Source organism: Hoyosella altamirensis, from assembly GCF_014191505.1.
GTDB lineage: Bacteria > Actinomycetota > Actinomycetes > Mycobacteriales > Mycobacteriaceae > Hoyosella > Hoyosella altamirensis.
The window spans coordinates 169,450-195,149 of the sequence record NZ_JACHWS010000003.1; the positions used below are offsets into that span (position 1 = coordinate 169,450).

At 62.9% G+C, this 25,700-nt stretch carries 23 protein-coding genes; 10 read left to right on the forward strand and 13 right to left on the reverse strand.

From position 1 onward, the window contains the following. Positions 1 to 6 precede the first annotated feature (6 nt). Positions 7 to 1,755, reverse strand: coding sequence for a proline--tRNA ligase (locus FHU29_RS14870; RefSeq protein WP_064440496.1), 1,749 nt, complete (start codon positions 1,753 to 1,755; stop codon positions 7 to 9). A gap of 66 nt (positions 1,756 to 1,821) precedes the next feature. On the opposite strand from FHU29_RS14870, the gene yaaA reads away from it, so the two are divergent. Beyond that, positions 1,822 to 2,565, forward strand: coding sequence for a peroxide stress protein YaaA (yaaA, locus tag FHU29_RS14875; protein ID WP_064440497.1), 744 nt, complete (start codon positions 1,822 to 1,824; stop codon positions 2,563 to 2,565). Between the two features lie 2 nt (positions 2,566 to 2,567). Here yaaA and FHU29_RS14880 read toward each other — a convergent pair whose 3' ends face one another. The 7 genes from FHU29_RS14880 to mqo all read right to left on the reverse strand — a co-directional run bounded on the left by FHU29_RS14880 (position 2,568) and on the right by mqo (position 11,835). After that, entirely contained in the window at positions 2,568 to 4,043 is a 1,476-nt protein-coding gene (locus FHU29_RS14880) for an MFS transporter (protein ID WP_157095134.1), read from the reverse strand. A 177-nt stretch (positions 4,044 to 4,220) separates the two neighbouring features. Continuing rightward, positions 4,221 to 5,471 carry a uroporphyrinogen-III C-methyltransferase gene (gene cobA / locus FHU29_RS14885; protein WP_064440498.1) on the reverse strand — a complete coding sequence of 417 codons (1,251 nt, stop codon included), beginning with the start codon at positions 5,469 to 5,471 and terminating at the stop codon, positions 4,221 to 4,223. A 186-nt stretch (positions 5,472 to 5,657) separates the two neighbouring features. Beyond that, complete coding sequence (locus FHU29_RS14890) at positions 5,658 to 6,185, reverse strand: cobalamin biosynthesis protein (protein WP_064440499.1); 528 nt, start codon at positions 6,183 to 6,185, stop codon at positions 5,658 to 5,660. Then, positions 6,182 to 7,585, reverse strand: coding sequence for a cobyrinic acid a,c-diamide synthase CobB (locus tag FHU29_RS14895; protein WP_157095120.1), 1,404 nt, complete (start codon positions 7,583 to 7,585; stop codon positions 6,182 to 6,184). The genes FHU29_RS14890 and FHU29_RS14895 overlap by 4 nt, the downstream gene beginning before the upstream one ends. Then, positions 7,582 to 8,202 (reverse strand): cob(I)yrinic acid a,c-diamide adenosyltransferase, encoded by a 621-nt coding sequence (gene cobO, locus FHU29_RS14900; RefSeq protein ID WP_064440501.1) that lies wholly within the window; start codon positions 8,200 to 8,202, stop codon positions 7,582 to 7,584. Before cobO ends, FHU29_RS14895 begins: the two co-directional genes overlap by 4 nt. 46 nt (positions 8,203 to 8,248) lie before the next feature. Further along, on the reverse strand, positions 8,249 to 10,204 hold the full coding sequence (locus FHU29_RS14905; protein WP_064440502.1) for a magnesium chelatase subunit D family protein: 1,956 nt from the start codon (positions 10,202 to 10,204) through the stop codon (positions 8,249 to 8,251). Positions 10,205 to 10,257: 53 nt separating this feature from the next. Next, complete coding sequence (mqo, locus tag FHU29_RS14910) at positions 10,258 to 11,835, reverse strand: malate dehydrogenase (quinone) (protein WP_074390867.1); 1,578 nt, start codon at positions 11,833 to 11,835, stop codon at positions 10,258 to 10,260. A 141-nt stretch (positions 11,836 to 11,976) separates the two neighbouring features. On the opposite strand from mqo, the gene FHU29_RS14915 reads away from it, so the two are divergent. The 4 genes from FHU29_RS14915 to FHU29_RS14930 all read left to right on the forward strand — a co-directional run bounded on the left by FHU29_RS14915 (position 11,977) and on the right by FHU29_RS14930 (position 15,937). Next, a complete protein-coding gene (locus FHU29_RS14915) occupies positions 11,977 to 13,053 on the forward strand; it encodes an alpha/beta hydrolase (RefSeq protein WP_064440503.1) in 1,077 nt (358 codons plus the stop codon). Positions 13,054 to 13,094: 41 nt separating this feature from the next. Further along, complete coding sequence (locus FHU29_RS14920; RefSeq protein WP_064440504.1) at positions 13,095 to 14,471, forward strand: mycothione reductase; 1,377 nt, start codon at positions 13,095 to 13,097, stop codon at positions 14,469 to 14,471. A gap of 87 nt (positions 14,472 to 14,558) precedes the next feature. Further along, positions 14,559 to 15,278, forward strand: a complete 720-nt coding sequence (locus FHU29_RS14925; RefSeq protein WP_064440505.1) for a FadR/GntR family transcriptional regulator — start codon at positions 14,559 to 14,561, stop codon at positions 15,276 to 15,278. Beyond that, positions 15,275 to 15,937 carry a sterol desaturase family protein gene (locus FHU29_RS14930; RefSeq protein WP_064440506.1) on the forward strand — a complete coding sequence of 221 codons (663 nt, stop codon included), beginning with the start codon at positions 15,275 to 15,277 and terminating at the stop codon, positions 15,935 to 15,937. The genes FHU29_RS14925 and FHU29_RS14930 overlap by 4 nt, the downstream gene beginning before the upstream one ends. On the opposite strand, the gene FHU29_RS14935 is transcribed toward FHU29_RS14930, so the two are convergent. Further along, positions 15,924 to 16,490 carry a hypothetical protein gene (locus FHU29_RS14935; RefSeq protein ID WP_064440507.1) on the reverse strand — a complete coding sequence of 189 codons (567 nt, stop codon included), beginning with the start codon at positions 16,488 to 16,490 and terminating at the stop codon, positions 15,924 to 15,926. The two genes, FHU29_RS14930 and FHU29_RS14935, sit on opposite strands and share 14 nt — an antisense overlap. A 195-nt stretch (positions 16,491 to 16,685) precedes the next feature. Between FHU29_RS14935 and FHU29_RS14940 the strand changes: the two genes are divergently transcribed. Genes FHU29_RS14940 through FHU29_RS14950 form a run of 3 tightly spaced genes read left to right on the forward strand, consistent with a single transcriptional unit; the run spans position 16,686 to position 18,645 of the window. Next, positions 16,686 to 17,045, forward strand: a complete 360-nt coding sequence (locus FHU29_RS14940; RefSeq protein ID WP_064440508.1) for a GntR family transcriptional regulator — start codon at positions 16,686 to 16,688, stop codon at positions 17,043 to 17,045. Beyond that, entirely contained in the window at positions 17,042 to 17,920 is an 879-nt protein-coding gene (locus FHU29_RS14945) for an ABC transporter ATP-binding protein (RefSeq protein WP_064440509.1), read from the forward strand. Before FHU29_RS14940 ends, FHU29_RS14945 begins: the two co-directional genes overlap by 4 nt. Next, entirely contained in the window at positions 17,920 to 18,645 is a 726-nt protein-coding gene (locus tag FHU29_RS14950) for a hypothetical protein (RefSeq protein WP_064440510.1), read from the forward strand. Before FHU29_RS14945 ends, FHU29_RS14950 begins: the two co-directional genes overlap by 1 nt. 33 nt (positions 18,646 to 18,678) lie before the next feature. Here FHU29_RS14950 and FHU29_RS14955 read toward each other — a convergent pair whose 3' ends face one another. Then, positions 18,679 to 19,545, reverse strand: coding sequence for a diacylglycerol/lipid kinase family protein (locus FHU29_RS14955; protein WP_064440511.1), 867 nt, complete (start codon positions 19,543 to 19,545; stop codon positions 18,679 to 18,681). After that, the gene (locus FHU29_RS14960; RefSeq protein WP_064440512.1) at positions 19,542 to 21,128 is read right to left on the reverse strand and encodes an FAD-binding oxidoreductase; all 1,587 of its coding nucleotides are present in this window, start codon (positions 21,126 to 21,128) and stop codon (positions 19,542 to 19,544) included. Before FHU29_RS14960 ends, FHU29_RS14955 begins: the two co-directional genes overlap by 4 nt. Before the next feature lie 17 nt (positions 21,129 to 21,145). Here FHU29_RS14960 and FHU29_RS14965 point away from each other — a divergent pair, with 17 nt between their 5' ends. Together FHU29_RS14965 and FHU29_RS14970 are read left to right on the forward strand one after the other, a co-directional pair. Beyond that, positions 21,146 to 21,766: a TetR/AcrR family transcriptional regulator gene (locus FHU29_RS14965; RefSeq protein ID WP_064440513.1), complete on the forward strand. Its 621-nt coding sequence runs from the start codon at positions 21,146 to 21,148 to the stop codon at positions 21,764 to 21,766. Beyond that, the gene (locus FHU29_RS14970) at positions 21,763 to 23,310 is read left to right on the forward strand and encodes a glycerol-3-phosphate dehydrogenase/oxidase (protein ID WP_064440514.1); all 1,548 of its coding nucleotides are present in this window, start codon (positions 21,763 to 21,765) and stop codon (positions 23,308 to 23,310) included. Before FHU29_RS14965 ends, FHU29_RS14970 begins: the two co-directional genes overlap by 4 nt. Here the strand turns inward: FHU29_RS14970 and FHU29_RS14975 are convergent. Further along, the gene (locus FHU29_RS14975; protein WP_064440515.1) at positions 23,293 to 24,825 is read right to left on the reverse strand and encodes a cobyric acid synthase; all 1,533 of its coding nucleotides are present in this window, start codon (positions 24,823 to 24,825) and stop codon (positions 23,293 to 23,295) included. The genes FHU29_RS14970 and FHU29_RS14975 overlap by 18 nt on opposite strands. A 10-nt stretch (positions 24,826 to 24,835) precedes the next feature. Then, positions 24,836 to 25,693 carry a type I methionyl aminopeptidase gene (gene map, locus FHU29_RS14980; protein ID WP_064440516.1) on the reverse strand — a complete coding sequence of 286 codons (858 nt, stop codon included), beginning with the start codon at positions 25,691 to 25,693 and terminating at the stop codon, positions 24,836 to 24,838. Positions 25,694 to 25,700: the final 7 nt, after the last annotated feature.

The window sequence follows — 25,700 nt, forward strand, 5'->3', positions numbered from 1 at the left end:
CATGCCTCAAGACAGTTTTGTCAGCTCCGAAACGACTTCCGCAGCGGTCACTTCTCTGCTCTCACCGGTGATGCGATCCCGGATCTCGACCAGGCCGTTCGCCCAGCCCCGCCCCACGACGGCGACCCGCGGAATGCCAAGCAGCTCGGCGTCCTTGAACTTCACCCCCGGGGAGGCTTTCCGGTCATCGAGGATGACGCGCACGCCCGCCGCATCGAGAGCTGCAGCGATCTCCTCGGCGCCGCTCCACGCTGCTTCATCCTTATTCGCGATCACGATGTGCACATCTGCTGGTGCCGCTTCGCGCGGCCACCGCAGCCCCTTCTCATCGTGCATTTGCTCCGCGATGACGGCTACCAGCCGCGAAACCCCAATTCCGTAGGACCCCATGGTCACCCGTGCGGGCTTGCCGTTCTCGGCGAGGACGTCGAGTTCAAAAGCATTCGCGTACTTGCGCCCGAGCTGGAAGATGTGGCCGATCTCGATTCCCCGCGCGGAAACCAAAGTGCCCTTGCCGTCCGGGGAGGTGTCACCGTCACGTACTTCGGCCGCCTCGATCGTGCCATCTGCTTCGAAGTCCCGGCCGGCAACGAGATCGACAACGTGCTTCCCGTCTTCGTCCGCGCCCGTGATCCAGCGGGTGCCCGCGACAACTCGAGGATCCACCAAGAACCGGACTTTGTTGGCGATCAGCGCTTGTGGGCCGATATAACCCTTGACGAGGAACGGGTATTTGGAGAAGTCGTCGAGGATCTCGAACTCGGCAGGCGAAATCGCCGCCTCGAGACGCTTCAGATCGACTTCACGGTCGCCCGGGACTCCCACCGCGAGCAATTCCCACTCGCCGCCTGGCTGCCGCACCCTCACAAGGATGTTCTTCAGTGTGTCCGCTGCGGTCACCGGCCTGCCGAGCCGCTCCGAGACCTCCGGTACACCGTTCGCCCAGTCCACGAGTGTTGCGATTGTCGGCGTTCCGGGAGTATCGAACACCTTCGCTGCGGGCAGACCGTCGATTGGATGCGGGGGCGGCGGTGTTGTTGTCACGGCCTCCACATTCGCGGCATAGCCGGATTCTGGGCAGCGCACGAAGGTATCCTCACCGAATTCACTCTCAGCGAGGAACTCTTCAGAGGCGCTGCCGCCCATCGCGCCGGAGGTTGCCGCCACGATGACGTACTTCAGCCCCAGCCGATCGAATATCCGCTGATACGCAACGCGATGCTTCCGGTAGGACTCAGCGAGACCCTCATCGGTGACATCAAAGGAGTATGAGTCCTTCATGATGAACTCGCGGCCACGGAGAATGCCGGCCCTGGGGCGCTCTTCGTCACGGAATTTTGTTTGGACCTGGTAAAGGATGACCGGCAGATCCTTGTACGAGGAGTACTCCCCCTTGACTGTCAGCGCGAAGATTTCCTCGTGTGTAGGGCCAAGCAAGTAATCGGCCTTCTTACGGTCTTTCAGCCTGAACAGTCCGCCCCCGTATTCGGTCCACCGGTTTGTTGCCTCGTACGGTTCCCGCGGCAACAGTGCGGGCAGGGAGATCTCCTGGCCCCCCATCGCGTCCATCTCTTCCCGCACGACACGCTCGACTTCCCGCAGTACGCGCAATCCGAGCGGCAGCCACGAGTAGATCCCTGGTGCTACGCGGCGGATGTAGCCCGCGCGCACAAGCAGTTTGTGGCTGGGCACCTCAGCGTCGGCAGGGTCGTCGCGGAGCGTGCGGAGGAAGAGGTGAGACAAACGGGTGATCACGAGGAGCCAGACTATCGCGTTTCTCTGACAAAACACGAAAAGGAATAACCGATAAGGTGAGTGCCCGTGCTTATCCTGCTTCCGCCGTCCGAGACGAAGGCCACCGGTGGCGAAGGCCCACCGCTGCGCCTTGATCAGTTGTTCCTGCCTTCGCTGACCAAGGTTCGTGAAACGATTCTCGACGCTCTGGTCACGGTTTCCGCATCACCGAATGAGGCAGCAGCCGCTCTGAAGCTCGGGCCGAAGCAGCTGGGCGAAATCGAGCACAATAGTGTGCTGCGAAAGGCGCCCACAATGGCCGCGATCGAGCGCTACACCGGGGTGCTGTACGACGCTCTCGATGTAGGTTCCATGACTCTCTCGCAGCGTGGACGGGCGAGCGAACGGCTCGCGATCGGATCTGCGCTCTTCGGCATTGTGGCAGCTGACGACCCGATTCCCTACTACCGCCTGTCGGCAGGGTCCAGGCTTCCCGGTCTCACCTCACTGAGGTCGCTGTGGCGTCCACTTCTCGGTGACGCGATCCAGCGCGAAGACTCACGCCTCATCGTCGACCTGCGTTCGGGCGGCTATACAGCGCTCGGGCCGGTCGAATCCGCGATCACCGCGACAGTGCTGACCGAACGGCCGGACGGAACACGCTCAGTCGTCAGTCACTTCAACAAACATCACAAGGGCTTGCTGGCGCGCGCGCTTGCGATAACTCGATCGGAGCCACGAACAATCCACGCGGTCGCACGAGTCGCGGCGCGGGCGGGTCTCAAGGTAGAAATCGCTGGTGACCGGGAGCTAGTCGTTCTCACGAGTTGAGCTCAAAGGCTGGTTGATTCGTTCTGAGCTGAGCCCTGCGCGGCACGGCCCTGGGCGACCTCCGCAGGTGTGAACCGCATCCAGATCGCAACAACCACAGTCAGGAGCAACGCAATAACTGAGCTGATCACTAAGGCAAAGAGATAGCCCTCGCCCAGAGCGACAAGCTGCACCTCGTTCATCGCGCTCGCAGGCCCGGTGGACCCGCCGAGCGACAGAGTGCGTGCCGTTGCCAGCGCACCAACTGCACCCAGGCCCAGCGCGCCACCCAGCGTCTGCGCGACGAGCGCAATCGCCGTCAACGGGCCAATCTCCGAGGACCTGACACCAGCGACAGCGCAGAGCGTGAGCGGGACAACGCTCATCCCGACACCGGCGCCCACCATCACGATTGGCACGAACAGGTCAGGGAAGTAGGACGAATGCTGATCCATTGTCGACGCGTAGGCCAGGCCCGCTGCAACGAGGAGGCCCCCCGTCGCGACCAGCCAGCGCGGCTGGATGCGCATCGCCAGCTTGGACGCCACTTGCGCTGTGAGGCCAAGCGCGAACGCGAAGGGCACGAAAGAGAGACCCGCTTCGAGCGGACTGAACAGCAGCACATCCTGGACGAACAGGGCGACGAACACAGCCATACACATGGTGATGGCACCGGCCAGCATGATCGCCACGAATGTGGCGACCCGGTCCCGGTTACGGAACAGAATGAATGGCAATAGCGGATTCTCTGCCGTGCGCTCCACTGCCAGGAAGGCCGTCAGCAGCAGTACACCAAGCACGAGGGCGAGGATCACCGGCGCGGAGTTCCACCCGCTCTCCGCGCCGTGCTGCAGGCCGTAGACCAGCGCCGTGCAGCCGGTAGTCGCGAGAATGGCTCCTGGCACGTCGAGGCTGCGGCGCGGACCCTGAGATTCTGGAAGCGACGTTCGGGCCATGAAGAGGATGAAAGCGCCAACTGGCAGGTTGACCAAGAAGATCCACCGCCACGAGATTTCGGTCAGCGCGCCACCCAGCAGCAAACCGGAGACAGAACCGAGGCCGGTCATCATCGCAAAGATGGCGAACGCCTGGTTGCGCACGGGACCTGGCGCGAACGTGGTGGCGACGAGAGCGAAAGCGGTGGGCGAGGCGACAGCAGCACCTGCCCCTTGCAGAACGCGAGCGGCAATCAGGGTGATGTCCGTCGTGGCCAGGCCAGCGATCAGCGACGCGACGGTGAACACAGCGACCCCGTACATGAACATCCGCTTGCGCCCGAATGTGTCGCCCAGCCGGCCGCCGAGCAGCATCAGGCCACCGAAAGCGAGTGCATAACTGGTCACGACCCAGGTTCGGCCGCTATCGCTCAGCGCGAGATCGTCCTGAAGGCGCGCAAGCGCGAGGTTGACGACTGTTCCGTCGAGCACGACCATGAGCTGAAGCGCGCTGAGCACGACGATCGCCCAGCCGAGCACTTTGGTCGCGGCAGCTTTCTGAATCACCAGATCACTGCCTCCGCCCACGCTGGCCTCCGCTGAATCGGTCCTCCCCTGAGTAGGCCCCAAGGTAGCCGACTTCAAGGATCCAGACCCGTCGGCATCGCTGTGCCGATATTTTGCTTCTGAGGAAGCATCCACGGTCCGGGCTCCTTAGTGTCGTAAACGGCATCTCCTTGATCAATCGTTCACTGAACCGTGATTCGTTTCAGCCAAATTCAGTGCGAGTCCCGCCACAGGGCCGATAACGATGATCGCAGGAGGCCGGATTTCCTCCTTTTTGACCGTTTCTGCAACGCTGCCGAGCAGCGAGTGAGCAACCCGCTGTGTGCGAGTGGTCCCCTCCTGGATGACTGTCACTGGTGTGGTCTCGTCACGCCCGCCAGCAATGAGTGCAGTAGCGAATTGATCGATCCGTTCGACCCCCATGAGCAGCACGATCGTGCCTTTCATGCGGCCTAGCGCTGCCCAGTCGACAAGCGATTGGGGATGACCGGGCGGTACGTGTCCGCTGACGACCACGAACTCATGCGAGACACCTCGATGAGTGACCGGAACTCCGGCTGCCGCGGGCACCGCGATCGCACTTGTGATTCCTGGCACAACTGTGACGGATATCCCAGCTTCTGCGCACGCGAGCAGCTCTTCGTAACCGCGCCCGAATACGTATGGGTCGCCGCCTTTGAGCCGCACGACGAATTTCCCGGCGCGGGCACGCGAAATCAGGGTGTCATTGATTGCTTCCTGAGCCATTGCCCGGCCGTAGGGGATCTTCGATGCGTCGATCACCTCGACGTGCGGGCCCAGTTCCGCGAGAAGTTCCGGCGGCGCTAGCCGGTCAGCGACGACCACGTCGGCCTGCGCAAGCAGCCGGCGGCCGCGCACGGTGATCAGGTCCGGGTCGCCCGGCCCGCCACCGACAAGAGCGACACCACTGCGCCGTGCGTCGTCCTCCGGGTGGTCGTCGACGACGCCGGATTGCAGGGCTTCCAGGATGGCGGAGCGGATTGAGGCGGACCGGCGATGGTCTCCCCCAGCGACCACGCCGACATTCAGTCCCTCATAGGACATTGAAGCAGGGGTGACAGCAGTGCCCTCGCGAGCGTTGTCAGCCCGCACGCAGAAGATCCGCAGCCCCTCCGCCTCGGCGACGATTGCGGCATTGACGGCCGGGTCATTAGTGGACGCAATCGCGTACCAAGCGTCGGCGAGGTCACCTGGCGCGTAGTCGCGCAGCGTGAGCGTGATGTGGCCTGACGCGGCCATCCCCTCGACAGCGGCGGTCGCTTCACGCGTGATGACTTCGACCTCGGCACCAACGGAAACAAGTAACGGCACTCGCCGCTGAGCCACCGACCCGCCGCCAACAACGACGACTCGCCGCCCAGCAAGCGCAAGACCCGCCAGATACACAGGATTGTCCCCGGCCACGCGCGCTCCCTCTTTCCCGGTTATTCGCCACCAACCGCGATTACGTCTGCAACTACGGGTATAGACACTAGTGCGGCGAACAAAGCGTCCATAATGCGAGGCTCCGGCGTGCGGCCGTGCGTACCCGTTGTGTGCACAGACGTGCAGCATCCGCGCGGAAATTCTGCGAGTTTGCGCACAGAAGCGTCAGGGGTGCCTCCAGCTCGCGACAGCGACAGCGCCGGTCACGAGGTTTCCTGTTGTTTTTGGGACGCGGACATGTATACAGGCATGCACATCGGGGCCCAGCGCCGCCATCACCGGAATGAGGTCCTTCCGCCACGCCGAGTCGCAGCACGTTCCGTAGACGCAGCTCTCACCGAGTACGTATTCCGTGTGAGCAACCGCCTCCGCATACCGCAGCGCAGCACAGATGGCCGCGGCCTCGGCAACGCTGGCCGTGCCAGTGTGAGATGCGACGCGCAGACTGGGGTGCGGGACGGGAATGTCGTCGAGGACCGCCGCAGCGAAACCCTTAACCGCGATGAGCCCGAAGTTCTGCACGCCGTCAACGAGCGCGGGCAGGTGTTTCCGCTGGTCCAGCGTGCCCACCGCGTCGAAGGTGACGATCCCGGCCTGCTCGGCCAAGCCCCGGAGCATCGTCGTGACGTCGTCGGCCTGAGCGCGCAGCGATACCCCGATCCCTGCTGCGGCAATCGTGGCGGGAACGGTCACGGCGCGGACGCTGCTCGCGGATGCGCCACTGGCTGAGTCGCTCGCGCGGCCGCAACGAAACGCGCAACTGCTGACGGATGACCGGCCGGATGAGTGTGAAGATACGACGCATGAACTGACTTACCGACGAATCCTTCACGAACTAACGCGCCTGCGTGGTCCCGCCACCCCCACGCCGCGTCCGTTCCCTCAGCTTCTAGTAAATGCGTCCGGTGGAATTCGTGTCCAGTGACGCGTTCGCCCGCACGGAATGTGACGGAGTCGGACAGCGCTGCGGCGTCTCGGTACCCGAGAACCAGGCGCTTGCCGAACACCGCATCAACGGCGATGACGCCCGCCATCGGGTACGCATCAACCTTGCGAGCGAGGTAGAGCAAACCTGCGCATTCGGCGACCACAGGCACCCCAGCCGCCGCTGCGTCGCGCACCTGGCTCAGCAGCGCCACGTTTTCCGCAAGCGCTGCCGCGTGGAGCTCTGGGAAACCACCTGGCAGTACGATCCCGGTGGTGCCGTCCGGCAGACCATCGGACAACGGGTCGAAGGTGGCAATGTCCGCTCCCGCTGCGCGCAGCAGCTCGTCGTGCTCCGCGTACCGGAACGTGAAGGCAGGCCCACTCGCCACAGCGATCAGGGGGCGGCATTGATGTGCAGCTCCGCTGCTCTCCCCCAGGGCAGCACCGGGGTCCCATGCCTCAGCCAGCACCGAAGACCGGGCGATCTGCCGGAGACCTGGCAGATCGATGCACGAGCGCGCTAATTCCCCCATCGCGCGGATAGCCACGTCCGCTGCGCCTCCGTGCTCGGCAGCCGTCACGAGCCCTAGGTGCCGTGACGGCAGCGAAACCTCGCCATCACGCGGCACAACGCCGAGAACACGCATTCCAGCGCGGTCACATGCTTCACGCAGGACGTGTTCGTGGCGATCACTTCCCACTTGATTGAGTATCACTCCGGCGATCCGGACCCTCGGATCGAAAGTCGCGAACCCGTGCAGCAGCGCGGCCAGACTCTGACTGTGCCCGCGAACATCAACAACCAGTACGACTGGGGCTCCGAGCAGCGCAGCTACCTGAGCGGTCGAGCCCTCGGCTAGCTCAGCGGAGCCGATGCGCCCGTCGAATAGCCCCATCACCCCTTCGACGATGGCGATATCGCACCCGACAGAGCCATGCTGGAACAGGGGGCCGACGAGCTCCGGTCTGGTCAGCACAGGATCGAGATTGCGTCCCGGCCGTCCTGTGGCGAGCGAATGGTACCCAGGGTCGATGTAGTCGGGTCCGACCTTGAACGGCGCGACGCGTAGTCCTGAAGCCCGCAGCGCCGCCATGATCCCAGTGGCCAGTGTTGTTTTTCCGCTACCGGACGAGGGCGCGGCCAGAACAACGGCGGGGATGGTCACCACTCGATACCCCGCTGGCCCTTGCGGCCAGCGTCCATAGGGTGCTTCACCTTCGTCATTTCTGTCACCAGGTCGGCAGCTTCGATGAGTTCCTGCGGTGCATCGCGCCCAGTGATCACGACATGCTGTCTGCCTGGTCGGCTCCGCAGCGTATCGACGACCTCTCCGACGTCGACCCAGCCCCATTTCAGCGGGTACGTGAATTCGTCGAGGACGTAAAACCGGTGTGTTTCGGCCGCGAGCCGGCGCTGGATCTCGCGCCAGCCATCCCGGGCAGCCTCCGCGTGATCAGCGTTGTCGCCGTGCTTTCGGATCCACGACCAGCCCTCACCCATCTTGTGCCACTCGACGGGAGCGCCCTGCCCTGTAGTGGTGTAGAGATCGCCGAGGGCGCGCAGTGCAGCTTCTTCCCCAACGCGCCACTTTGCACTCTTCACGAACTGGAAGACGCCAACATTGAAGCCCTGATTCCACGCGCGCAATGCCATTCCGAACGCAGCAGTTGATTTGCCCTTGCCGGGGCCGGTATGAACCGCGAGGACCGGTAAATTCCGGCGTTCACGTGTCGTCAGCCCATCGTCGGGAACGGTTCCAGCAACGGGCACACCCTTCGGCATCGGCATCCTTTCGTCACGAGTACTGCCAACTGAGCTGGCTGCCAGACTATGCGGCTGCGCGGACAACACCCGTGACAGCATCCGCTGAAAGCTCGGCCAGCCGCACGTACCCACCTTGGAGATGACGGGAAAGATCGGCCGCCAGCCCGAGGCGGACCATTCCATGTTCACAGTCCACGGTGACGGACGCAATCCGCGCGCCCACCACAAGCCCTGCGGCCCGGTGCGCTCGTTTCACCGGTTCCGTTCCCGCAGTGGCGCGCCCATCCGTCAGGAGGACCACGAGTGCGCGTCGCTGCGCGTCACGGATACGCTCGCGCAACACCACCTCGCGTGCTTTGAGAAGACCTTCAGCCAGTGGCGTGCGACCGCCTGTGCGCAGCGCATCGAGGCGGCGAACCGCGATATCAATCGACGATGTAGGAGGCAAGACGAGTTCAGCCTGACGGCCCCGCAAAGTGATCACTGCCACCTTGTCTCGGCGCTGGTAAGCGTCACGAAGCAGGGAAATGACTGCTCCCGTCACGGCTGAAAGGCGGTCACGGGCCGCCATCGAGCCCGAGGCGTCGACAACGAACACTACGAGGTTGCCTTCCCTGCCTTCGTGCTCGGCGCCCCGCAAGTCTCTGGGCCGCACTGAGAAGCGGCCGCGGCTCGGCAGCTGCGCCGCGGCTTCGAGAATCGTCGCTGGTACATGCAACGCCCGCCCGCGAAACGCCGCAGGACGCACAATCCGTCCTCGCTGGGACCGTGCACGCGAACGACGCCCGGGCGCCCCTTCTCCGGTTCCGGGTATCTCGAGCAGACGTGCCCGGAACGAACCCTGAGGAGGCGCGGAGCTGCGCTCGGGCGCGTTGCCTGAGGGACCTTCAGTGCCGCGGTCATCTGCACTCTCGGCAGCCGGGTCGCCGTCGGGAGGAGTTTGTCCGCCAGAAGGCGGCGGGCCCGGGTCTTCGGGGCCAGGGCCGTCTGGGCCAGGGCCGTCTGGGCCGGGATCGTCTGGGCCGGGGTCATCCGGGTCAGGCTCGGGCCCCCCAGCTTCCGCATCCTGGGCTGCCTTCGTCATCGCGTCGTCAAGCTGGTTCTGATCGAGACCGGGCTCGTCGAAGGGGTCCCTCCGCTGCCGGTGCGGCAGGGTGAGTTCCGCGGCAGCGCGGACATCGCCTTCTCCTACTTCGACCCCACCACGCCATGCCGCGTGCGCGATCGCGGTGCGTGCCATCACCAGGTCGGCGCGCATTCCGTCGACACCGAACTCCGCGCACAGTGATGCGATGCGCCGCACCTCCCGGTCAGGCAGGTTGACCGAAGCGAGCGCGTCTCGCGCCACTGCGATGCGCTCCGCCAGTTCGATGTCCTGCCCGTCGAATCGAGCGGCGAACCGATCGGGGTCGCGTTCGTAGTCAAGGCGGCGCCGGATCACCTCCGCTCGCACCCCCACATCACGTGAAGCGGAGACGTCGACGGTCAGGCCGAATCGGTCCAGCAACTGGGGCCTAAGCTCACCCTCCTCCGGGTTCATGGTCCCCACGAGAACGAACCTTGCGGGATGCGTGTGCGAGAAACCATCGCGTTCGACGTGCACCCTGCCCATCGCGGCCGCATCGAGCAGAACGTCGACCAGGTGATCGTGCAGCAAATTCACTTCGTCTACGTACAGCACACCTTCGTGTGCATGCGCCAGCAGACCGGGCTGAAATGCCCGTTCCCCATCGCGGAGCACGCGCTCCAGGTCGATGGACCCGACCACACGGTCCTCGGTGGCACCCACTGGCAGTTCCACGAGTCGCGCCGCACGGGGACCGTCCGGTGATCGAACGGGAGGCAGCAGCCTGGCGAGGGCGCGAACTACTGTCGATTTGGCGGTGCCCTTTTCGCCACGGACGAGCACACCACCGATACCGGGGTGGATCGCACACAGAACCAGCGCGAGGCGCAACTGATCCTGCCCGACGATTGCGCTGAAGGGGAACCCTCGTTCAGCAGTCACGGCGTGGGTCATGGGGCACTCACTGAGGACGCTCACCTACTGCTTTCGTTTGCCGACAAACACTCTTATGTCGCAGGTTCAGCATCTTCGGGCACAGCAGGAACAGTGTCCTCTTGCGTTGTGAGCTTGAGAACCTTGTTGCTGTAGTCCCACACCTCACGGTAGAGACTGGCGTTCTCGTTCAGCGACTGGCCGATCGACGGGATCGCGCCCTGCAAGTCCGTCTCCCACTTCTGATACCTGTCACCGAAGCAGCGCTCCAGCACCTCGAGCATCGCTGAGACACAGGTGGAGGCACCCGGCGACGCGCCCAGCAGACCAGCGATCGTGCCGTCCTCGGCTGCCACGATCGCGGTGCCGAGTTCGAGGGTGCCCTTCGTTTCTTTACCCGGACGAATCATCTGAACGCGCTGACCTGCAGTGATGAGTTCCCAGTCGCTTGCTTCAGCTTCCGGCACGAACTCTGCTAACGCGCCGATACGCGTGTCGTTCGACTGCAGAACCTGCTCAACCAGGTACTTCGTGAGGCCCATCTCGTTAAGACCCACACTCATCATCTGGAAAACGTTGTTGGGCTTAACCGAGAGGAACAGGTCCGAAAGGTGGCCTTCCTTGAGGAACTTCGGTGTCCAGCCCGCGTAGGGTCCAAACAGGAGTCCCCGATCGCCCCCGATCACCCGCGTATCGAGGTGCGGCACAGACATCGGCGGAGCACCGACCGCAGCTTTTCCGTAGACCTTCGCGTTGTGCGCTGCGATGAGGTCCGGGTTAGTGCACCGCAGGAACTGCCCGCTCACGGGAAATCCGCCGAAACCTTTGATTTCCTTGATTCCGGACTTCTGAAGGAGCGAGAGCGCGCCGCCTCCCGCGCCGACGAACACGAAACGAGCGCGGACGATGCGCTTGTCACCCGTTCGGACGTTTCGGATCGTCAGCTTCCAGCGTCCGTCGCTTTCCTTACGCACGTCGCGCACTTCGTGGCCGAAACGAATGTCGCAGCCCGCCGCGCCCAGATACGTGAGGAGCTGACGCGTCAAAGCACCAAAGTCGACGTCGGTACCGAGATCGAACCGGTTCAGTGCGACAGGATCGCTGAAATCCCGTCCTTGCGCCATCAGCGGTACCCACTCCGAGAACGCGTGCTTGTCCTCGGTGTACTCCATGCCCTCGAACAGGGTCTGGCTGGCAAGGGCGTCATACCGTGCGCGCAGGTACTTCACGCTGTCTTCACCATGCACGAAACTCATGTGCGGGATCGGGTTGATGAAGTCCTTGGGATTGCTGAGGATGCCCTTGTCGACGGCGTATGCCCAGTACTGCCGTGACACCTGGAAGCGCTCATTGATGTCGACGGCCTTGTCGACCGCAACGCTGCCGTCAGGCTGCTGTGGCGTGTAGTTCAGCTCGCACAGCGCCGAGTGGCCGGTGCCCGCATTGTTCCAGGGGTCGCTGCTCTCCGCGGCGGCGGCATTCAGCCTTTCGTACAAAGCAACTGACCAGTTGGGTTCGAGTTCGCTCAGCAGCGCACCCAGCGTGGCGCTCATGATTCCGGCGCCGATTAGCGCTACATCGACCGACTGCTCGGTGCTGGTCGGTGCGCGGTCTGTCGAGTCGTCCCGCTTCCGCTCGTCATGTTTTGCCACTGGACTCAACTTTCTTGTCCGGTCGTTCGGCGCCGGTCGGCCTTCTCCTGACAGTGTGTACTACCGGTGGGTAGGTTTCCCACACAGCGGTACCATCCTGCCCCAAATGTTCCCCTGCAGTATGCGCGATAGGGTGTGGGTGTGACGACATGGCGTGCTGACGTTTTGGGTGATTATTACCAACAGCACACGATCGAGCTCGGTTCCGATCCGGACGGCGAGGGTGAGATCGTTGCGACGCTTGTTCGATATGTCCCGCCTGAAAACGCTGTTCCTGCACCTCACAGCACTGTCCTGTATGTCCATGGATACTCCGACTATTTCTTCCAGCGGCATCTTGCTGACAGGTTCGCTGCCCAGGGTTACCGCTTCTATGCGCTTGACCTCCGAAAGTGCGGCCGGTCGCAGCGGCCCGGTCTCACGCCCCACTTTGTGACAGATCTCGCTCTCTACGACGAAGAGCTGAACGAGGCTTTGCGCCTCATCCGTATTGATGCGCAGGGGGACAATGCAGGGAAAGGCGATGCGGGGACGCGCGTCATCGTCGCTGCGCATTCGACAGGGGGGCTGATCGCCCCATTGTGGGTCGACCGCCTGAACAGAGAGCCCGGCGGTGCAAAGGGCGCAGGGATCCGGGGTCTCGTTCTCAACAGCCCATGGCTCGACATGCAGGGCTCATGGTGGCTGCGCAGCATCGGGACTGCCGCAATCGAGGCCGTCGGGCGAGTCCAGCCGATGAGGATCGCGCAGGACGCGAAGTTCGACGGCTATGGGACCAGCCTCCATACCGATCGCAAGGGCGAGTGGGAATACAATCTCGACTGGAAACCCCACGGCGGTTATCCCGCCCGGTTCGGCTGGCTGCGCGCGATCCGGCGCGGGCATTTTTCCCTGCAGCGTGGGCTCGACGTGGGTGTGCCCGCACTGATCTTGAGGTCTTCGAAGACGTGGTTCTCGCCGCACTACGTTGCTGAGATCGATTCGGTGGACTGTGTTCTCGATGTCAGGCAGATCGCGCGATGGGCGGGCTGCATGGGCAATCGCACCGTTATCGTGCCCGTCCCGGGCGCACGGCACGACGTGTTCCTCTCGCAAAAGGGCGCACGCGAGACAGCTTTTCGTGAACTCGACGAGTTCCTCTCCTGGATTTCTGCAACCGACGGTCTAGCGAGCACGGACAGCGCCGCAATCCCCACGAGCACCGCAGTCGTATCCTGAAGCCTCGCGCTCACCACTGCATTGCGGGAGGGAAGCACTGAATGGACCATTTCGACATCGCCATCATCGGTGCGGGCTCCGGCAACATGATCGTGAACCGCCGGTTCGCCGACAAGTCAGTCGCGATCATCGAAGCGAACCGTTTCGGGGGTACGTGTCTCAACGTCGGGTGTATTCCGACGAAAATGTTCGCCTACACCGCTGACGTGGCCGCTTCGATCGACAGTGCTTCCCGATTTGGCATCGACGCGGAAATTCACGGCGTCGACTGGCAGGCAATAGTGAAGCGCGTCTTCTCCAGAATCGACGGCAACGCTGCTGCTGCTGAACAGTTCAGGCAAGACAACCCGAACGTGACGGTCTTCAAGGAACACGCGAGCTTCACCGGCCCCAGCACGCTGGAGTTGTCCAGCGGACACCGCATCACCGCGGATCAGATCGTGATCGCTACAGGCGCCCGGGCGACGGTGCCTGAAGGTCTTCCGCGCCCCAGCGAGTCTCCCAAAGACTTGCGCCCGATCTATACCTCAGACACCATCATGCGCGCTGAGACATTTCCGCAGCGTCTGGTGATTCTTGGTGGCGGTTTCATCGCGGCCGAGTTCGCACACATATTCTCGTCGCTCGGCAGCGCCGTCACCCTGATATCTCGTGGCGAGCGGCTGCTGCGCCATCACGATGCGGCGGTTTCGGGTGTGTTCACCGATGTTGCGCGGTCACGCTGGGACGTGCGCCTGTGTTCGACTGCCGAATCTGTCGAGTCATCAGCGGATGAGGTGACCGTTGTGCTGGACGACGGTTCACGCGTGCAGGGCGATGCTCTCCTCCTGGCCCTCGGACGGCGTCCGAACAGCGACAATCTGGGCCTCGAGAACGCGGGTGTCTCGGTGCATGTTGATGGTCGCGTGGTGGTTGACGACTATCAGCGAACGACAGCTGCCGGAGTTTGGGCGCTTGGTGACGTCTGCGCGCCGATACAGCTGAAGCACCTCGCCAATCACGAGGCGCACGTCGTCGCTCACAATCTGCTCAATCCCGCGTCACCCAGGGCTGCCAATCACCGTTTCATCCCGTCCGGGGTCTTCACCTATCCGCAGATCGCGAGCGTTGGGCTCACGAGTGAACAAGCAGAGGATGCGGGAATTGACTTCGCTGAATCGACCCATCATTACAAGGACACGGCGTTCGGGTGGGCCACAGAGGACGCGCCTGGCTTTTGCAAGGTGCTCGCCGACCGTTCCACTGGGCAACTGATCGGCGCGCACGTCATCGGAGCGCACGCGACCACTGTTATTCAGCCGCTGATACAGGGAATGGTATTCGGCACCACACCGAAGCGGCTGGCCCGGGACCAGTTCTGGATCCACCCAGCGATCGCCGAAGTGGTGGAGAATGCGCTGGTCGGGCTGCGTATTTAAGACTCTGATGGCCCCGTCGCCGACCCCAATCAGGTCAAGTGGTCTTACCACTTGACCTCTTACCGGCTGACGTCTAATCTCGTTTCTATGTTTGAAGCGATCGCCCGAACGTCTGCGTCAGCCGCCGTGTTCGACCAGATCTCTGCCCGCGTTCTTAGTGGTGAACTCGCCCCTGGCGATGACCTGCCAAGCGAGCGTCGCCTCGCCGAGGCGTTCGGAGTCTCGCGGCCTGCTATCCGGGAGGCGATTCAGAAGCTCTCGCAAGCTGGACTTGTGGAAGTCCGCCAGGGGGACGCGACGTCTGTGCGTGACTATCGCGCGAACGCGGGCCCAGAATTGTTGCCGCAACTTTTGCTCCGCCAGGGCGAACCCGATGTTGCAGTCGCGCTGAGCGTGGTCGAGGCACGCCAGATTGTCGGCGTGAAAGTTGCCGAACTCGCCGCGCAGCGCGTGACGCCTGACCAGGCTGCACAGCTTCACAGCGCCGCGAACGCAATGTCCCAGAACGCCGACTCGGTCGATTTGCAGTTCCGCGCATTGAGGTTCTGGGACGTCGTCGTCGATTCGGCTGATTCGATCGCGTTCCGGCTGATCTTCAACAGCCTGCGAAGCGCATACGAGCCGATGATCACCGTTCTTGCGCCGGTAATGGAGGCCGAAGTAAGCAACGCCGACGCCTACCACCAGCTCGCCGCGGCGATCGCGGCAAATGATCACCAACTGGCGGGCACACGGGCAGAGGCCCTGCTTTCCGCTGGAACACTCGCCCTCAGTTCAGTTCTCAACTCGATCAAGGACGCTCGATGAGACCTAAAGACACACGCCCCTCGCTCATTTCGCTGAGCGACGCCGCCCATACCTTTCGTCAGCAACCCACACCGTGGATGCTGGGCGCGACAATCGCTATTGCTTTCGTGGCGAGGATCTCGGTCGGTGACTGGCAGCTGAGCGACATCCTTGTGCCGCTCGCCGTCATTGCGATATTCCCGTTCATCGAATGGGTCATTCACGTATGTGTATTGCACTGGCGGCCGCGGACGATAGCAGGGAAAACCCTGGATTCACGGCTGGCGCGCAGCCACCGGGCTCACCATGCCGACCCGAAGAACGTGCCGCTGATATTCATTCCATGGCAGACGCTCACACTCGTGATCCCCACACTGGTAGCCGCTGCTTTCCTGGCTTTGCCGCGCCCCGGCCTGGCGCTCACTTTCATCCTCACAATGAGCGCAATTGGACTCGCCTATGAGTGGACGCATTTCCTGATCCACAGCAACTACCGCCCGCAATCACGCTTCTACCGTGCGATCTGGCGCAACCACCGTAACCATCACTTCAAGAACGAGCACTATTGGTTCACGGTGACCACATCGGGAACAGCAGATCGGGTCCTCGGGACCTACCCCGACCCGAAAGCCGTGGAAACATCACCCACGGCAAAAAACCTGCATTTCACCAGGGGTTAGAACGCAGAACCACTTCCGTCGCAACGATCGCCGCGACATCCTGCCCCGAAGATCCCTCGGAGCTCGCCGAGACGATGCGGAGGTCCCCCCGCACGAATGGTCCGCTCGCTTTCGCCTGCACCATTTCGGCGGGGCTCGTCGAGATGATGGTGGTTCCCACCTCGACCGGCGGACACTCTGAATCCTCTGCAGGGGCATTCGCGGTCGGAGCTGCCGGATGCGCGGCCCCAAGGACCACGAGGCTTGATACGCGATTGAAGTGCCGAGCAGCGAATTGCCATGCGACGGTGGCCCCGGCTCCGTAGCCCGCTACGTTGACCCAAGCAGCCTTCGCCGCGTCTACCGCTGCGAGCGCGGCCCGATGATCGATTCCGGGACTGTAGGGCAGAGTGATAGTAGGAAGACCTGAGTTGTGCAGGCGCGCGCAAAGGTCGTCATATAACTCAGCGGCGACTCCTGCTGATCCGATGATCAGCACGGCGCCACTGCGGTGATCCCCGTCGCAGCGAACCTCATACTCAGTGTCTCCAACTGAGACCGAGACGAGTTCCATGCAGTGCACGTTACGCGACTTCCGCTGCCGCTACCTGCACAGTTGTGCGATATCACGAAGATTGTCCCTTAGGACCCAGCACACACGAGTGCTCCGGCCCCGCTTGCGGGCTGCCGCCGATAGCTCTATGGTTAGTTACATCAGTAATGAACCGCTTAAGCAGTTAAGCAGTTCCCCTTGGGGAAGCAGGTGACGATGGACGATGGACGCCCGCTGTTTCAGCAGATCGCCGAGATGGTCGAAAACTCGATCATTGATGGGACGCTCGCGGAAGAAGAGCAAGCACCTTCGACGAATGAGCTCGCAGCGTTCAACCACATCAATCCAGCAACCGCCGCCAAAGGGCTGAACCAACTCGTTGCCGACGGGGTTCTCTACAAGAAGAGGGGCATCGGGATGTTCGTCACGACTGGCGCTCGGGATCAGCTCCGCCGTCGGCGCCAGGAGGGATTCGCGCGCCAATACGTCGAACCCCTGATCACCGAAGCACGCAAGCTGGGCATTTCGCTCGCCGACCTCAAGAAGATGCTTGACCAGCAGGAGGTAAACCAATGACCGCACCCGCCGCGCGCTGCCGCGCCGTGACCAAGAAATACGGCTCCGTGCTGGCAGTCGACGACGTGAGCTTCGAATTGAAGCCGAACACTATTCACGGACTTCTCGGCCGCAACGGCGCTGGTAAAACCACTCTGATGCGCATGATGACCGGCCAGGAGTTCCTCACCAGCGGTTCAGTGGAAGTACTCGGTGAAACGCCAACAGAGAACGCCAGCGTCCTGTCACAGATCAGCTTCATCCGGGAAAGCCAGAAGTACCCGGACGACTACACCGTCAAGCACGTACTCTCCACGGCCAGCTACCTGCTTCCCCATTGGGACCAGAAACTGGCGGATACCTTGCTCGACGACTTCCAGCTGCCGCTCAAGCGAAAGGTCAAGAAACTATCGCGCGGCATGCTGTCCGCACTCGGTGTCATTGTCGGACTCGCCTCCCGCGCACCGCTGACATTTTTCGATGAACCGTATCTCGGCCTCGATGCCGTGGCCAGGCACATGTTCTACGACCGGCTCCTCGCCGATTACGCGGAGCATCCCCGCACCGTGGTGCTCTCCACGCATTTGATCGATGAAGTAAGCAACTTGATCGAGCACGTCATAGTGATCGATAAGGGGCGTATCTTGCTCGACGATTCGGCCGACAACCTGCGGTCCCGCGCAGCGGTCGTTACCGGGGAAGCCTCATCGGTCGCGGAATTCGTCGGTTCCGCACCCGTTCTGGCCCGGGAAACGCTCGGCAGCCAGGCGAGAGTGACGGCTGAACTCTCCTTCAGCGAGTTGCGCAAGGCTGACGCGCATCGCGGCGGCCTCACCGTAGAACCCGTGTCATTGCAGCAACTGGTCGTCCACACCACCACGAAGGGGGCAGCATAATGGCAACGACAACACTCACCCGCACGTCAGCCACCCAGCGCATCCAGCGGTCGATGCACCTGCACACCGCTACCCTGCCGCAGATGGTCCTGTGGATCGCCGCGATTCTGGCTGCAATCTTCGTCGTCCAGTACGCGATCGTCGTCGCGATCGGCAATGCGGATGCCTCGATGAACACATCCACCCCGATCGTGCTGTCAATTTTTCTGTTCGTATTCGGGGTGCAGGCGTTAGCGCAGACCTTGCCATTCGCGCTGAGCCTCGGGCTGACCAGGCGTGCCTTCTTCTGCAGCACGATCCTCTACATCGCCGCGCTGAGCATCATCCTGTCGCTCGCCACGGGAATAATGGCTTCTCTCGAGGAGGTCACCGGCGGGTGGGGTCAAGAATTCACCTTCTTCCGGGCGGCGACGATAGTCCCTGTTGTCCCCATCGCCCAGTGGATGCTGGTCCCACTCGTACTCATCACAGGCGGTCTGCTCGGCATGTTCTTCGGTGCCGTCTACCAACGATGGAGCACCACCGGGGTATGGAGCGTCGCACTCACTCTCGTGCTGTTTGGCGGATTGGTCACGGTCGTCAACATCTGGCAGGGCTGGTGGCCCGCCATCTGGCAGTGGCTGAACGACATTCCACTCGAAACGATTGTGCTGGGCGGCCCAGCGCTGATCGCTCTGGTCGCGGGGATCGCCGCCTACGTCATCACGCGCAGATCGCCCGTCTGAGCAGCCCAGCAGTCCGCTCCGCCAAGAGGCAAGTCAGCGCATAACCTGCAACGCATGTTCCCGGATTGTCGCCGTCACGGGGAGCGGTGCGAGCCAGTCACCGTCCCCGTACGCGTCAACCGATCCTTCGCACTCAACTGTGACTTCTTTGCCTCGCACCCAGATCACCTCGGGGCGGCCGAGGTGTGTGCCTTTGTACACAGTCGGCATCGCCGCGATTAACCGCATCCGTGACGAAGCGGCGATCATCACCACATCGAGCAGTCCATCGGTGGGGTCCGCGCGAGGAGCGACATGCATCCCGCTGCCATAGAAACCTGAGTTCGCTACTACGACAGTGCAACCCGTGAATCGACTCCGGTTGCCATCCACGGTCACGACATAGCGCTGTGGCGGAAAGGTCGCAAGAGCCCGGACCGCCGCATATGGGTATTGCAGCGGACGCGGCAGCCATTGGGCCCTGTCAACAAGAGCCGACGCGAGAGAGTCGACACCGGCGTACACACTGCCGACAACCGTCTCCCCCGCCGCTTCGATGATGTCGACTGGCTGCGGCTTCCCGCCGAGCAGGACGCGAGCGACGCCTTCTGGATCTTTCGGCAAACCCAGCTGCCGCGCGAAGTCGTTCCCGCGCCCGGTGGGGACGATGCCAAGCGTTCCCCCTGCTTTGGCCACCGCCCCCGCAAGGGAGCCGACCATTCCATCGCCGCCCACCGCCACGATGACCTCTCCGCGCGAGACGGAATCAGGAATCATTTCCCGGGATCGTTCTTTGCCGGTGCTGTACGTGACGGTGACGTTCGCGCCTGCGTCTCGGAGACGTTCTGCCACCGGCTTCACCGCCTCGATTGCGCTGCCACCACCCGATGCGGGGTTAACAAGCAAATGGAACGACCTCATGGGATGAGCACCCCCGGGTTCAAGATGCCCGCGGGATCGACCCGGCCCTTAACAGCTCGCAGGATGTCGACTCCCACTGGTCCGATTTCCTGCGCGAGCCATGGCTTATGATCCCTGCCGATCGCATGATGGTGGGTGATCGTCGCACCGCTTGCGATCATCGCATCCGACGCCGCCTGTTTCGCCTTTTCCCATTGGGCGAGAGGGTTGTCCAGCTGGCGTGCGGCCACTGTGAAGTACAGCGACGCGCCCGTCTCATACACGTGCGAAATATGGCAGAGCACGATCGCTGGGGTTCCCTGATCGCTGAGCGACGACTCTATCGCTGACTTCACGCTGCTGTAGAGGGCGTCCACATTCGACCAGAAAGTGGCAGTTTCGAGCGTTTCAACGAGTACACCGCGGTCGAGCAACACGTCCCGGAGATACGGCCCGTGGAAGCGGCCATCTGCCCACTGCTGCCCATCCTCAGCACCGAGCGCTTCACCGCCGAGCACCGTGAGTTCTGCGGTGACTGCGGCGCGGAGCCGCGCCACGCGCTCCTCCGTTCCCTCATAACCGGTAACCATCAAACACCCACCCGTCGAGGAACTGCCAACTTCGGATGGTTTCGCCAGATTGATCGCTGTCTCGGCCTCATCCGACAAACGGATCACTGTTGGCCGCAGGCCATCCTGGGTGAGCTTGCGCATCGCGTCGCGGCCCGCAGTGAATGACCCGAACCGCCACGTCTCGTAGATGCGCACGTCGGGCACGGGATGTATCCGCACGGTGACTTCGGTGATGACGCCGAATGCACCCTCAGATCCCAGAACGAGTTGACGGAGGTCAGGCCCGGCAGCATTCGACGGCGCCGAGCCGAGAACGAGGGTGCCGATTGGCGTCGCGACTTTAAGGCCCACGACCATCGCGTCGAACCGTCCGTACCCCGAAGATGCTTGCCCACTCGACCGAGTCGCAGCGAAACCGCCGATGCTCGCATACTCAAAGGACTGCGGGAAATGCCCGAGGGTGAAGCCCTCAGCGGCAAGAAGTTCCTCAGCGTGCGGTCCAAGCAGCCCAGCCTCGAGGGTGGCCACGCCAGCAAGTTTGTCAAGACTGACCAGGCGATCCAGCCGTGCCATGTCGAGCGTGACTACGCCGCTCAAACCATTCCGTCGTGCCGCAAGCCCCCCGACCACCGAGGTGCCGCCACCAAACGGGACCACCGCGACGCGGTGCTCAGCGCATATCTCCAGCACCTTTGTGACGTCACTGTGGCTGCCAGGCCGCAGAACCGCGTCGGGCGCGTCGGTGACGTCGCCACCCCGGATCTTCAACAAGTCGGGAGTGGACTTGCCGCGCGTGTGCTGCACACGAGCCGCGTCATCGAGGAGTACGTTGCCGTCACCAAGCACCTCATGGAATGCGCTGAGCGCTTCTGGCGGCAGCGCCGAGGGCGGCAGCGTGAGGGACTCGAACGGTACCGCAGGGGTCTCGCGTGGCGGCCCGAACGCTAATTCGAGCAGCTTCCACGCGGACTCGGGGAGTTCGGTGCGGTGGGCTGGGTTGCCCCAGCGGGACCAGTGCATCAGATCTGCCATGTGTTACAGTGTTACACATGACGACCGAACGTCACAAGGCCAAACTTTCCACCATCGACCGCCAGAAGGGCATCGATGTCGACGCGGTACTCGACGCGGCTCGCGAGTGCGTCATTGCCGTGGGGTGGCGACGCACGACGCTCACCGATGTCGCCCGTCGAGCGGGGATCTCGCGCATGTCCATATACCGCAAATGGCAAGACATGACGCGACTGATGAGTGACGTCATGGCGCGCGAATGGTCGAACTTCGCTGGGGTGCATCTCCTTTCAGGGAGCGACACCGCCAGCCTGACGCCCGCGAAAGTCAGCGCCGCAATCGTCGAAGTTGCCACCGCTGTGCGAGAAAATCTTCTCTTCCAGAAAGTCGTGGAGGTCGATCCCGAACTTCTGCTGCCGTACGTCCTTCACCGGCGCGGACGGGCACAGAATTCGCTGCTCTCCGTCCTTGAAGCCGCCGTCAAAGCCGGTCAGGATGCGGAAACACTTCGGCAAGGCGACCCGCGCGGCGTCGCGCGCACTGTACTGACTGCCATGCAGGGATTCGTGTTCAGCGGAAAAACAATGACAGATTCACTCACCGCCAACGAGCTTTCCGAGCAGTATCGCCAGCTCATCGAGAGGTACCTGACGCCATGACGAAAACCGGCCTAGACAGTGCTCTCAACGCCAGCCGCCGGGAGCGCGAACTCAGCGAAGCCACCGACGGCCGCACCGTCGACGTACTCATCATCGGCCTGGGCGTCACCGGCGCGGGAGCCGCGCTGGACGCCGCCTCGCGTGGGCTTGACGTGGTCGCCGTCGACGCGTTCGACCTCGCCTGGGGGACTTCTCGGTGGAGTTCAAAACTTGTTCACGGCGGCCTGCGGTACCTGGCAAAGGGGCAGGTTGGCGTCGCATATGAGAGCGCAGTAGAGCGTGGCATTCTGATGACGCGAACGGCGCCCCACCTCGTCCGGCCCCTTCCTATGCTCCTGCCACTGCTCCCCGAGGTCACCCGCTCGCAAGGGGTGCTGGCCGGAACCGGATTCGTGGCGGGCGATGTGCTCCGCCGGGCAGCCCGCACACCGGCGGCTGTCCTGCCCACGCCGCGCAGGCTTTCGATCGCCGAAACAGTGCTGATGACCCCCGGCATCAACCGGAGCGAACTCCGCGGCGGTCTGCTGTCCTGGGACGGACAACTCGAAGATGACGCCCGTCTCGTTGTCGGTCTGGCCCGTACCGCCGCTGCTATCGGCGCACGCGTGCTCACCCGCACACGCGTACTCTCCGCATCGGGCACCGAGGCCGAAGTTCGTGACGAACTGACCGGCACAACTCACACCATCAGGGCCCGATCGGTCATCAACGCCACTGGCGTGTGGGCAAGCGACATCGACCCGGACGTCACGCTGCGGCCCTCCCGCGGCACCCACATAGTGCTTCGCCCCGAAACTCTTGGACGTCCCACCGCCGCCATCACCATGCCTGTGCCGGGAGAAACGAATCGATTCGTCTTCGCACTTCCGCAGCCTGACGGGCTCGTATACATCGGTCTCACCGACGAGCCGACCGATGGCGCGGTGCCCGATGTGCCTGAGCCGACCGAAGCCGAGATCGACTTTCTCCTCGACGTTATCGGACCCGCGTTCGCAGCCCAGCCCCGTCGTACCGATGTCGTGGGAGCCTTCGCCGGTTTGCGGCCGCTGCTCGCCTCTGAAGGCAGGACCGCTGACCTTTCCCGAAAGCACGCGATCCTCGTCTCCAGCACCGGGGTTGTGACGGTCGTCGGAGGCAAGCTCACCACTTACCGGCAGATGGCTGAAGACGCCGTTGATGCGGCGGTCACTCATGCTGCGCTGAGCGCTGGGCCGTGCCAGACCCGCAACCTCCCACTCGTCGGTGCAGCGAATAGGCGAGCGCTCGCAGCCATGAGCGAGCCATCCCGTCTTGTGAGGCGATACGGGCGGGATGCTGAAACCGTTTCCGCAGATCCAGACTTACTCGCGCCGATCCATGATCGGGTGCCTGTCACCATGGCGGAATTGGTGTTCGGCGCAACACATGAAGGCGCCACAACGGTGGGTGACCTGCTCGACCGGCGCACCCGGATCGGCTTGGTTCCAGCAGACCGGGCCGTTGCGGAAGACGCAGCGCGTGACGCGTTCCGGCTCGCGGAACAGCCTCTAGGTGCGAAGCCGTGAACCAAGGATGGGCTGACGCGCCGGTAGTCCGTCGTTGATCAAACTGAAGAGCCGCTCTACATCGACGTGCTGAGCCAGGGCATCCGCCATCAGGTCTAGCTGAGCCGCACGCTCTTCGGCGGCACTGACATTTGACGACACCACAAACCCGTTCAATCCCGCCAGAGCAGCTGTGTGCGTGAGGAAGGCCCTCCGGTACTCGTCGTTCTCAAGCAAGCCGTGCCAGTGAGTGCCGAAAACTCCAGGCCGCTGGCTTCCTTCGAAAGCATCGCCGGAGCGCAGCAGCGGGTCGTCGGCGCTGCGAGTAGCCTCACCGTGATGGATTTCGTAACCCGTCACCGCCAGATCGGCGCCGAATCCTTGTCCAGTGCCGGTAGCGACGGCGAGCGTCTTCACCGGCCCGAACACGATGTCAAGGTCGAAAATGCCCAGGCCATTGTGCTTTCCGCGCCCCGATTCCAGGTCATCATGGATGGTCTTGCCGAGCATCTGGTACCCGCCACAAATACCGAGGATGGGCATCTCCTTCTGCGCACGCCTGGTAAGCACATCCGCGATTCCGGTCGCTCGCAGCCATTCCAGATCCGCGACTGTTGCCTTCGAACCCGGCAGTACCACCAGATCTGCGTCGTGTATTGAGCCTGGGTCATCGACCCATCGCACAATCACTCCGGGTTCACTAGCGAGCGCTTCGACGTCGGTCGCGTTCGATACCCGCGGGAGCCTGACGGCAGCGACGCGCAGCCACTGCTCCCCGATCGGTGGCTTCGGCATACCAACCACGCGGCCCACTGGACTCGAAAGCGAGTCCTCCGCATCGATCCAGATGTCCTCGAGATAAGGCACCGCCCCGAAAACAGGACGTCCAGTGCGTTCCGCTATCTGCTCCAGACCGGGCGCGAGTAGCGCAGGATCGCCGCGGAACTTGTTAATCAAGAAGCCGCAGATCAGCTGCTGATCCTCCGGATCCAGAACGGCGAGAGTGCCGAAAAGATGCGCGAGAACGCCACCCCGATCAATGTCCCCCACCACCACGACAGGGATCTGCGCAGCCTGTGCGAGCCCCAGGTTCGCAACATCGGATGCACGCAGATTGATCTCCGCCGGCGAGCCCGCGCCCTCGCACAGCACGACATCGAAATCATCGCGCAAATCGCGCAACGTGTCCGCCGCGATTCGGCGAAGGTGCGCGCGATGAGTCAGGTAGTCCCCCGCCCGCAGCTGTCCTTCTGCTTTCCCCCGAATCACAAGCTGCGACGAGCGATCGCTGCCCGGTTTGAGCAGGATCGGGTTGAAACGGACGCTCGGTGGAAGGCCGCACGCCTGCGCTTGCAGGCCCTGCGCGCGGCCGATCTCGCCCCCGTCGAGCGTCACAACCGAGTTATTCGACATGTTTTGTGCTTTGAACGGCGCAACCTTCACACCTTGCCGCGCGAGCAGTCGGCACAGCCCAGCGACAACAAAACTCTTGCCCGCATCAGACGTCGTGCCGGCGATCAGCAGCGCACCCTTCATGAGCGGGCGCCTACGGGAGCGTCAGCACTTCAGCGCCCGAGTCGGTGACCACCAGCGAATGTTCAAACTGCGCCGACCAGCTGCGGTCCTTCGTCACCACTGTCCACCCGTCCGGCCACATCTCGTAGTCGATGCCGCCGAGATTGATCATGGGCTCGATTGTGAACGTCATGCCCGGTTCCAGCACCGTATCGACACTCGGATCGTCGTAGTGAAGAACGACGAGGCCATTGTGGAACGTCGTGCCAACGCCATGGCCCGTGAATGCGCGGACTGTGCCGTAGCCGAAACGATTCGCGTACGACTCGATCACTCTGCCAACCACATTCAGCTGGCGGCCCGGCTTCACAGCTTTAATCGCTCGGTCGAGCGCCGACTTCGTGCGTTCCACCAGGAGACGGTGCTCATCGGAAACGTCACCAGCAAGGAACGTCACGCAGGTGTCACCGTGCACCCCGTCGATGTACGCGGTGACGTCGATCTTCACAATGTCACCGTCTTCGACCACGGTCGAGTCTGGAATTCCGTGGCAGATCACTTCATTCAGCGACGTGCAGCACGACTTCGGAAAGCCCCGGTACCCAAGCGTCGACGGGTAGGCACCGTGGTCGAGCAGGAACTCGTGGACGATGGCATCCAGCTCGTCGGTGGTCACACCGGGCTGCACCGATTTGCCCGCCTCCTGAATGGCCTGCGCGGCGATTCTGCCAGCGACTCGCATTCCCTCGATCGTTTCGGGGGTCTGCACCCACGGTTCGCTGCCTTCCTTCGCTGTTTTCTTCCACGCGTACTCAGGAGGATCAATTGACGCGGGGACGTTCCGCGTCGGCGACACGGTACCGGGGCTCAGCAAAGAACGGGTAGGCATGATTACG

Bases quoted from the DNA above. Each gene is read 5' to 3' on its own strand.
- FHU29_RS14965 (WP_064440513.1), top strand. From the start codon at position 21,146: ATGACGACCGAACGTCACAAGGCCAAACTTTCCACCATCGACCGCCAG.
- FHU29_RS14940 (WP_064440508.1), top strand. From the start codon at position 16,686: ATGGACGATGGACGCCCGCTGTTTCAGCAGATCGCCGAGATGGTCGAA.
- FHU29_RS14950 (WP_064440510.1), top strand. From the start codon at position 17,920: ATGGCAACGACAACACTCACCCGCACGTCAGCCACCCAGCGCATCCAG.
- FHU29_RS14975 (WP_064440515.1), bottom strand. From the start codon at position 24,825: ATGAAGGGTGCGCTGCTGATCGCCGGCACGACGTCTGATGCGGGCAAG.
- FHU29_RS14970 (WP_064440514.1), top strand. From the start codon at position 21,763: ATGACGAAAACCGGCCTAGACAGTGCTCTCAACGCCAGCCGCCGGGAG.
- cobO (WP_064440501.1), bottom strand. From the start codon at position 8,202: ATGCCGAAGGGTGTGCCCGTTGCTGGAACCGTTCCCGACGATGGGCTG.
- FHU29_RS14955 (WP_064440511.1), bottom strand. From the start codon at position 19,545: ATGAGGTCGTTCCATTTGCTTGTTAACCCCGCATCGGGTGGTGGCAGC.
- FHU29_RS14935 (WP_064440507.1), bottom strand. From the start codon at position 16,490: ATGGAACTCGTCTCGGTCTCAGTTGGAGACACTGAGTATGAGGTTCGC.
- map (WP_064440516.1), bottom strand. From the start codon at position 25,693: ATGCCTACCCGTTCTTTGCTGAGCCCCGGTACCGTGTCGCCGACGCGG.
- FHU29_RS14920 (WP_064440504.1), top strand. From the start codon at position 13,095: ATGGACCATTTCGACATCGCCATCATCGGTGCGGGCTCCGGCAACATG.
- FHU29_RS14960 (WP_064440512.1), bottom strand. From the start codon at position 21,128: ATGGCAGATCTGATGCACTGGTCCCGCTGGGGCAACCCAGCCCACCGC.
- FHU29_RS14945 (WP_064440509.1), top strand. From the start codon at position 17,042: ATGACCGCACCCGCCGCGCGCTGCCGCGCCGTGACCAAGAAATACGGC.
- FHU29_RS14925 (WP_064440505.1), top strand. From the start codon at position 14,559: ATGTTTGAAGCGATCGCCCGAACGTCTGCGTCAGCCGCCGTGTTCGAC.
- FHU29_RS14930 (WP_064440506.1), top strand. From the start codon at position 15,275: ATGAGACCTAAAGACACACGCCCCTCGCTCATTTCGCTGAGCGACGCC.
- FHU29_RS14905 (WP_064440502.1), bottom strand. From the start codon at position 10,204: ATGACCCACGCCGTGACTGCTGAACGAGGGTTCCCCTTCAGCGCAATC.